Here is a 7,887-nt window from a genome sequence, read left to right as displayed (position 1 = left end):
TTTCTGCCTATGATATCGAGAGATTTGAAAGAGTGTGTGGATGATACGTGGCGCATTGGCAAAAAGATCCACAAAGCGCTGGCCAAACCGTACGATATCGAAGGGCACCAACTCTTTGTGACAACGAGTATCGGTGCCGTCATCATTTTCGGCGACAGCGAACCGCTCGACGAGATTCTGCGTAAAGCGGATATCGCCATGTATCATGCGAAAAAACGGGGCCGCGGAATGACCAGTTTCTACGAAGAGGAGATGGATCTGCAGCTCAGACGCGCCATCAAGCTGGAACACGAGCTTCGCCATGCGATCGACAGAGAACAGCTCTATCTGCAGTACCAGCCGATTATCGATATCAGCCAGGAGAAGATCCACGGGGCGGAAGCGCTGCTGCGCTGGCAGCTCCCGGATGGAATGCTCATTCCTCCGAGCGAGTTCATTCCCGTGGCGGAGGAGTCGAAACTGATCCACCAGATCGGACACTGGGTCATCGAAGAGGTCTGCAGACGGCTTAAAGAGTGGGGAGAGAACGGCCTGAGCGATTTCAATTATATCAGCATCAATATCAGTTCGAAACAGTTCAAGCACCATGGATTCTACGATGAAGTGATGCATATTGTCCGCAAATACGGCATCGATCCCAAAATGCTCAAATTCGAGATCACCGAAAGCATGCTGATGGAAGAGAACGATCTGGCCAGAGATATCATTTCACGCTTCAACGAGGCCGGGATCGGATTTATGATCGACGATTTCGGAACGGGATACTCCTCGCTTTCCTACCTGAAACAGTTCGAATTTGAAACGATCAAGATCGACAAATCCTTCATCCGGGATATTCTGACAGATGAAGACGATGTGGCACTGGTCCGAGCGATACTCGATATCGCGAAGCAGTTCAGTTACAGTGTCATTGCCGAGGGTGTCGAAAATATCAAACAGAAAAACAGACTCAAAATGATCGACAGGACGATGCTCTGTCAGGGGTACTATTTCAGCAGGCCGTTGGATGAAGAGGATTTTGTAAAAAGATTGAAAAAGTAAAACTGTTCAGTAATTGATTTTTGACGCGTCGATCAGGATGTTTCGCTTGTTTTTTACCGGTTCGTGCAGTGCGATGATCAGCCGTTCGATGATCTCTTCGGGTGTGATCTCCCGTTCACCTATCTCCATGATGGAAGCGGCGATCTTCCCCTCGCTGATCTCTTTCGCGAAGGGTTTGAGAATGTTGTTGAATGCGATTTTCCCCTTTTGTACCGATGTGTTCGGGTAGATGACGAAAAAGAGGTTTTGATCGAGTGCCATGACCATATCGGTTTTGCGGGTATTGCGTTCGAGCGTCAGGAGCATCTTCAACGGTGCCTGAATCAGCAGGGCACTCGAGGGGAGTCCGTAACGTTCATGATCGTACAGCGCCATGTCGATATAGTTCATAATCAGCGGCTTGACCTGCCTCAGCATCACTTTGAGACGGGGATTTTTACGGATAATCTCATTCATATCACATATTGTATCATGTTACGATTGGTTTTCGAGGTATGCTTTGATACGTCGGCATGCCTCCACTGTTTTTTCGGCACTCTCTACCAATGCGATGCGTACGAAACCCTGTCCGATTCCCTCTCTTCCCAGGAAACTTCCCGGCAGTACTTTGAGGTTGTACTGTTCATACAGATTCTTCGTGAATGTCAGCTCGTCATCCACTTCCAGCCAGATATAGAACGTCGCGTCGGGTATGTCGATGCCCAGAATTTCCCGGGCGATTTCGAAATTTTCCCTGTATTTTTCACGAAAGCCGATGACATGCTCGTTGTCTTCCCAGGCAGCGGCGGCGGCCATCTGCAGCGGAAGGGGTGAGGCGCATCCCACATAGGTCCGGTAGCGCATGTATTCGCGCAGAATCCGATCGTCGCCAGCGATGAAACCGCTGCGCAGACCCGGTGCACTGGAGCGTTTGGAGACGGAGTTGATGACCAGAATGTTCCTGAATGTCGGATTGTCCGCTTCGATGGAAGCCTGCAGAAGCGAGGGTGGTGGAGAGTGGGTATAGATTTCGCTGTAGCATTCGTCGTTGAGAAGAACGAAATTGTATTTCAGGGCCAGTTTGACCCACTCTTTCATCGTTTCGAGATCCATGACGGAGGCGGTGGGATTGTTGGGAAAGTTGAGAATGACGAGGTCGCAGCCGGCGAGTTCCGGTTCGTTGATTTGCGGCAGAAAGCCGTTTGCCTTGGTCAGATGCAGATGTAGGACTTTCGCGCCGCTTGCGATCGCCGCACCTTCGTAGATCTGGTAAAAGGGATTGGTATAGGCCATCATCGGTTCCTCGATGTCGGCCAGTAGAAACTGGGGAAAATTGAAAAGAAGTTCGCGGGTGCCGAATGTCGGAATGATCTGCGAATCGTCCAGTTCGATGTGAAACCGGTGCTTCACGAAATAGCGCATCGCCCTGCGCAGTTGCGGTTCTCCCGATGTTTTTGGATATTTTTTGAGGAGATGGGCGCTTTCGCAGAGCGTTTTCGTGATGAATGCCGGTGTGTCGAACTGGGGTTCGCCGATGGTCAGGACGATCGGGTCATAGTCGGAATTCGGTCTGCTCTCTTCCAGCAGGACAGAAAGTTTTTCGAACGGATAGGTCTCAAATTGCAACGAATATCCCTTTTTTGATACCCATTGTACAAAACAGTGGTGGAAATTTGGGTAAAATCGAATCAAATAAAAAGTGAACAATGAAAAATTGCGGATGGCGCGATACGCCTTCCGATTGAAAAAGATAGTGCCGTCCGGCGGCCAACCTGAACTGTACACTGATCATTGAAAAGGAGTTTGAAATGTCAACCATTCATGTGGTCTGTCCCCATTGCCACAAGGTCAACCGCATTCCGGTCAAGGAGCACTACAACAAAGCCAACTGCGGGTACTGCAAGCAGTCGCTTCTCGATACCCATCCGGTCGAGTTGACGCCTGAAACCTTTTCGGTTCATATCCAGAACAGTGACATTCCTGTCGTCGTCGATTTCTGGGCCCCATGGTGCGGACCGTGTCGGATGATGGCCCCCGCCTACGAAGAGGCGGCGGAGCAGTTTCCGCTCAAGGCACAGTTTGCAAAGGTCAATACGGAGCAGTACCAGCAGCTCGCTGCACCGTTCGGCATCCGCGGTATACCGACCATCATCGTTTTCAAAAACGGTCAGGAGGTGGATCGGGTAAGCGGTGCCCTGCCGGCCCAGCAGATCGTCCAGCTGGTGGCGAAATGTATTTAAGCCGCTGCGCGGCTTTGTGGGGATGTGAGAGCGCGCTTCGCGCTGGTGAGAATGTGGGGGCGCTCGCTGTGCTCGCTTTGTGAGAATGTGAGAGGGTGAGGGCGCGCTTTGCGCTGGTGAGAATGTGAGGATGTGAGAATGTGGGATTGCCGCTGCGCGGCTTTGTGAGAGGGTGAGAATGTGGGAGTGTGAGAGTGTTGGAAGGTGGGAAGAATGGGGGTGTCTCGAAAATTTCTCTCGTTATGGTAAAGTAACGGTATGAAAAAGGTCGTACTTATCACTCTTTTTGTCCTGTCGCTTTTTGCTATTGATTGGTCCGAACGAAGTACGCAGGAGCTTATCGCGGCACTTCGGAGTGCCGACAGTGCCAATATTCCCGTGATTCTGCATGAACTGAAAAAGCGGGAACCGGTTATGACGCCGGAAGAGAAAAAAGCGTATCGGGAAGCGAAGGAAAAGCTCGAACATGCCCGCTAAGACGAAACTATTCCTGCTCGAAGACGACACCAACCTTTCCGAGACGGTCTCCGACTTTCTCGAAGAGGAGGGATTTGCAGTCGAAACCGCTTACGATGGGGATGAAGCGGAGGAGAAGCTCTACGAAAAGCGGTACGATCTGCTTCTGCTCGATGTCAACGTACCCGGCGTCAACGGTTTTGAACTTCTCAAAGAGGCGCGTTCGCGGGGCATCGAGACCCCTGCCATTTTTATCACATCGCTCAATGCGATCGAAAATCTCGAGGAGGGGTACGAAAGCGGTGCCGACGATTACATCCGCAAACCGTTCGCTCTGAAAGAGCTCCTGCTGCGCATTACGACTCTTCTGAAGCGGAACTTTTCGCACAAAGAGAATCCGCGCATCGAAATTGCACCAGGGGTCGAATACGATACCGTGGGCAACACGCTCTACATAGAAGGGGAACCCGCTGCACTGCAGCCCAAAGAGCTGGCGCTGCTCAAGCTTTTTCTCACACGTCCCGGCGAAATCATTGCGCATGAGACGATCTATGAGAATCTCTGGAGTTACGATGAGACACCGAGCGAGACGGCTCTGCGTACCTACATCAAAAACCTTCGCAAAACGATAGGAAAAGAGAAAATTGTCAGCATCAAACGCTACGGCTACAAGTATCTCCCATAGCGAACGCAGGACGCTTCAGCGTTTTCTTGGGCTCTACGCCTTTCTCGCGCTTCTGATCCTCATTCTGGGATCGACCATCTACTACAAACTGCAGAAAGATCTGATGCTTCAGACCAAACGTCTGGAACTCGAAGAGTATTCCAAAGAGTTGATCGACGGATTGAAACTCCTCCATATCTATTTCGACCGATACCGTACCTACCCCCGCAATCCTCTCTACCGTTCGGCGATCTACGATGCCGACAGCGTGCGCATTTTTTCGACACTCGACGATCCCGAAGGCGTGCAGCTCGACAAAGTCATCTACACAACCGGCAGAGTCATTCAGTACATTCATGTCCTCGACTCCTACTATCTCGGGGCGAAATATGTGGTGGTCGAGATAGACGACGATCGGAAATGGTTTGTGCAGACATGGAAAAACATCCTCCTCTACGGCGGTGCGCTGTTGGCGCTTTTTCTGACGGCGGGTCTGGTGCTTGTACGTCTCTTTCTGGCACCGATGCGCCATGCCATCCGGCTGCTCGACCGTTTCATCAAAGATACGACCCACGAACTCAATACTCCGGTCAATGCGATTTTGACCAATATCGAAATGATCGATACCGAACATCTCGACGAGAAGACGACCAAAAAGATCAAGCGGATCGAAATCGGGGCACGGACGATCAGCAATATCTACCAGGATCTTACCTATCTGATTCTGCATCACAAAATCGCATCGCAGAATCGCGAGGTCGATATGAGCCATCTGGTGCAGGAACGCATCGACTACTTCAAAATATTGGGAGAGTCGAAAAAGATCGAATTCGAGACCGATATCCAACCCGGAGTGAAACTCTATATCGACGAAGGGAAGGCGGCGAGGCTGGTCGACAACCTCCTCTCCAACGCGATCAAATACAACAGACGGGGCGGAGAGATTTTCGTACGGCTGAGACCCGGAGAATTGCTGGTGCAGGATACCGGCATCGGGATGGATCAGTCGGCCATCAAGGATGTCTTTAAACGATACAAACGGTTCGATACGAGTGTCGGTGGTTTCGGTATCGGGCTCAATATCGTCGCGATGATTGCCAAAGAGTACAATCTGCATATCGATATACGGTCGAAGAAAGAGAAGGGTTCGGAGGTATATGTGAGATGGTAGGAAGTGGTCGCCGGTCGTTGGTTGTCGGTCGTTGGATAAGGGCTTTGACGGTAGGAGCGCTGCTGCTTGGAAGTGCGCAGCTTTTGGCGGACAGGGGAAAAAACATCTACGAACGCAACTGCGTGGCGTGTCACAGAAAACTGCCTGTGGCACTGGACAAATTCTTTTTCAACTATCTGCTGAAATACAGCAGCGAACGGCGTGTCAAAGAGGCTCTCCAAAGGTTTTTGAAGCATCCGACGAAAAAGAAGGCGCTCGCTTCGGAAGAGCTGATAAACCAATACGGTTTGATGCCGAAAACGGAATTGAGTGATACGGAATTACGCAGGGCAATCGATACCTACTGGGAAACCTATAAAGTATTTGGGAAAATAAAATAGTTTGTGCTAAAATCGTTTTCACGATTACTCCACGATTGTGCTTTACAATGTGGGTATCAAAAGGGCGATCCGGAGTCCGGAGGCCCAATCAAAAGGAGGATACATGAAAAAATTGCTTACAATGGTAGCAGCGGGATTCGTTGCGATGAGTCTGATGGCGACAACTGCCAGTGCAGATGCAGCGAAAGGACAGAAAATTTACAGCAAAAAGCTGAAAAAAGCATGTGGGATCAACGGTGCGAAATTTGCTGCGAAACATTCTCAGGATGAGTGGGAAGAGATCAAAGAGAGCGGTAAATTCGCTGACGAAATCAAGAAAATCTGCCCGAATGCCAATGTTGACAAGCTGAAAAAATATCTGGACGATCTGTATGACTTCGCATACGAATATGCGAACGACAGCGGTAACGTACCGGCTTGCTAATCTGACTGTCAGAAACATTTATTAAAACACCGGCTTGACAAAAATCAAGCCGGGACGGAAATTATTCGTTATAATCACACCATAAATTATCCAAGGAGAAGATGATGAAAAAAGTAACACTCGCACTGATGCTCGCTGGAGCGGCCAGCCTGGTTATGGCTGACGGAGCGGCTCTGTATAAGAAATGTGCCGGATGCCACGGTGCAAAAGGTGAGAAAAAAGCTCTCGGAAAATCTGCTGTCATCGGCGGTTTGGATGTCGCGACTCTCGAAGCGGACATGAAAGGCTACAAAGCCGGTACACTCAACAAGCATGGTATGGGTATGCTGATGAAAGGTCAGGTTGCTTCTATGAGCGATGCTGACATCAAAGCTGTTGCAGAGTACATCCACGGTCTGAAGTAAGTCTTACTTACATCCAGATCTGCCAAAGCCGGGCGCGCCGAATGGCGTGATCCGGCTTTTTTAATGCCGATTTTTTGTTGTTTGGTTATGGGTTCTAATGACCAATGACTTTCGCGATCGCCTTCTTCATCCCTTCGCTCAATTTGTCCATATTTTCCAATGCCCATCTGAGATACCCGATATCGTGGCTTGCAATCTCTTCGATACTCTGGCCTTTGTATTTTCCGAAAGGAAAGAGCCAGACCGCCTCTTCCTCCGCGATTTCGAGGGCTTTTTCCAGGGTCTGACGCCAGTCTTCGTCGAGCCCCTCTTCCCCCTCTTTCTCCATCAGCATCCACTCCAGATAACCGGGATCTTTTTTCGCCACGTCGATGATCGCTTCGCCTTTGTATTTGCCGAACTTGAATGTTTTGTAGGTAATCGGTTTTTGTGTCAATGCGACAAGTTCGTCGGGTGAATGGTCGGCCAACAGGTAGTCGAGCAGCAGTTTGAGGATGAAGACGTCGCCGAGTGCATCGTGGGGCTGGATTTTGAGGCCGATCGATTTTGCCTCTTTTTTTTCGTTTTTGTAAAGGCCGAAGGCGTACCGTATATACTGCAGTCCGTGGGCTTCGAGATCGGGATGAAGATGCCGCAGACAGCGAAGTGTGTCGATGCATCGCATTTGCGGGTGAAACCCCTCTTTTTCGAGCATTGCAAGATCGAACGGGGCGTTCTGGATGACGAGATAGTTCTCGGGTACATTGAGCTCGAGCAGGCGTCTGTAGCTTTCTGTTTCCGTGCAGGAAGGCCTCTTTTCAACCGCTTCGTTGGTGATGTGGTGTACGGCCATCGCACCATAGGAGATTGGCAGCGGCGGCTTGCATAGATCCTCGTGCACCTCTTCGATGAGTGTGCCGACGAGTTGCTGCGAAGCGACGATGTAGGCGATCTGGCAGATGCGGTCTTTCTCTTCCGCTCCGGTTGTTTCCGTATCGAGTATTACAAATTTCATCACACTCCAATATGTGGACAGATATTTATGAAAATTTATCGTAAATCGGTTTGAAGTATGGTAAAGTTTTTGCAATCCATCTCAGCTGCTTTGCGGCTTGTTAGAATGTGAGAGCGCGCTTTGCGCTGGTGAGA

At 50.1% G+C, this 7,887-nt stretch carries 11 protein-coding genes; 8 read left to right on the top strand and 3 right to left on the bottom strand.

Annotation, left to right across the window (positions count from 1 at the left end; all coding sequences use genetic code 11):
• Positions 1-1,041 (top strand): GGDEF domain-containing phosphodiesterase (locus Q1K24_RS03835; protein ID WP_300366217.1); only part of this gene is annotated, 1,041 nt, incomplete at its 5' end.
• A 6-nt stretch (positions 1,042-1,047) separates the two neighbouring features.
• On the opposite strand, the gene Q1K24_RS03830 is transcribed toward Q1K24_RS03835, so the two are convergent.
• On the bottom strand, positions 1,048-1,497 hold the full coding sequence (locus Q1K24_RS03830) for a hypothetical protein (protein WP_300366214.1): 450 nt from the start codon (positions 1,495-1,497) through the stop codon (positions 1,048-1,050).
• Between the two features lie 18 nt (positions 1,498-1,515).
• A complete protein-coding gene (locus Q1K24_RS03825; RefSeq protein ID WP_300366211.1) occupies positions 1,516-2,646 on the bottom strand; it encodes a succinyldiaminopimelate transaminase in 1,131 nt (376 codons plus the stop codon).
• A gap of 182 nt (positions 2,647-2,828) precedes the next feature.
• Here Q1K24_RS03825 and trxC point away from each other — a divergent pair, with 182 nt between their 5' ends.
• The 7 genes from trxC (at position 2,829) to Q1K24_RS03790 (ending at position 6,759) form a co-directional block, all read left to right on the top strand.
• Positions 2,829-3,260, top strand: coding sequence for a thioredoxin TrxC (gene trxC / locus Q1K24_RS03820; RefSeq protein ID WP_300366208.1), 432 nt, complete (start codon positions 2,829-2,831; stop codon positions 3,258-3,260).
• A gap of 258 nt (positions 3,261-3,518) precedes the next feature.
• Positions 3,519-3,737: a hypothetical protein gene (locus Q1K24_RS03815; RefSeq protein WP_300366205.1), complete on the top strand. Its 219-nt coding sequence runs from the start codon at positions 3,519-3,521 to the stop codon at positions 3,735-3,737.
• Positions 3,727-4,401: a response regulator transcription factor gene (locus tag Q1K24_RS03810; protein ID WP_300366202.1), complete on the top strand. Its 675-nt coding sequence runs from the start codon at positions 3,727-3,729 to the stop codon at positions 4,399-4,401. Before Q1K24_RS03815 ends, Q1K24_RS03810 begins: the two co-directional genes overlap by 11 nt.
• Positions 4,361-5,551 (top strand): HAMP domain-containing sensor histidine kinase, encoded by a 1,191-nt coding sequence (locus tag Q1K24_RS03805; protein WP_300366199.1) that lies wholly within the window; start codon positions 4,361-4,363, stop codon positions 5,549-5,551. The genes Q1K24_RS03810 and Q1K24_RS03805 overlap by 41 nt, the downstream gene beginning before the upstream one ends.
• A complete protein-coding gene (locus tag Q1K24_RS03800) occupies positions 5,545-5,931 on the top strand; it encodes a c-type cytochrome (protein WP_300366196.1) in 387 nt (128 codons plus the stop codon). Before Q1K24_RS03805 ends, Q1K24_RS03800 begins: the two co-directional genes overlap by 7 nt.
• 103 nt (positions 5,932-6,034) lie before the next feature.
• Complete coding sequence (locus Q1K24_RS03795) at positions 6,035-6,355, top strand: cytochrome C (protein WP_300366192.1); 321 nt, start codon at positions 6,035-6,037, stop codon at positions 6,353-6,355.
• Positions 6,356-6,459: 104 nt separating this feature from the next.
• Entirely contained in the window at positions 6,460-6,759 is a 300-nt protein-coding gene (locus Q1K24_RS03790) for a c-type cytochrome (RefSeq protein WP_300366189.1), read from the top strand.
• Positions 6,760-6,853: 94 nt separating this feature from the next.
• Here Q1K24_RS03790 and Q1K24_RS03785 read toward each other — a convergent pair whose 3' ends face one another.
• The gene (locus tag Q1K24_RS03785) at positions 6,854-7,753 is read right to left on the bottom strand and encodes an exonuclease domain-containing protein (RefSeq protein WP_300366186.1); all 900 of its coding nucleotides are present in this window, start codon (positions 7,751-7,753) and stop codon (positions 6,854-6,856) included.
• Positions 7,754-7,887: the final 134 nt, after the last annotated feature.

Origin of the sequence: Hydrogenimonas sp., from assembly GCF_029932565.1 — a bacterium.
Lineage (GTDB): Bacteria > Campylobacterota > Campylobacteria > Campylobacterales > Hydrogenimonadaceae > Hydrogenimonas.
Note: the sequence above shows the minus strand (reverse complement) of the source record. Positions and strands in the feature narration are given on the sequence as shown.

Coding starts and splice junctions, on each gene's coding strand:
- Q1K24_RS03800 (WP_300366196.1), top strand. CDS start 5,545: ATGGTAGGAAGTGGTCGCCGGTCGTTGGTTGTCGGTCGTTGGATAAGG.
- Q1K24_RS03810 (WP_300366202.1), top strand. CDS start 3,727: ATGCCCGCTAAGACGAAACTATTCCTGCTCGAAGACGACACCAACCTT.
- Q1K24_RS03830 (WP_300366214.1), bottom strand. CDS start 1,497: ATGAATGAGATTATCCGTAAAAATCCCCGTCTCAAAGTGATGCTGAGG.
- trxC (WP_300366208.1), top strand. CDS start 2,829: ATGTCAACCATTCATGTGGTCTGTCCCCATTGCCACAAGGTCAACCGC.
- Q1K24_RS03790 (WP_300366189.1), top strand. CDS start 6,460: ATGAAAAAAGTAACACTCGCACTGATGCTCGCTGGAGCGGCCAGCCTG.
- Q1K24_RS03785 (WP_300366186.1), bottom strand. CDS start 7,753: ATGAAATTTGTAATACTCGATACGGAAACAACCGGAGCGGAAGAGAAA.
- Q1K24_RS03815 (WP_300366205.1), top strand. CDS start 3,519: ATGAAAAAGGTCGTACTTATCACTCTTTTTGTCCTGTCGCTTTTTGCT.
- Q1K24_RS03795 (WP_300366192.1), top strand. CDS start 6,035: ATGAAAAAATTGCTTACAATGGTAGCAGCGGGATTCGTTGCGATGAGT.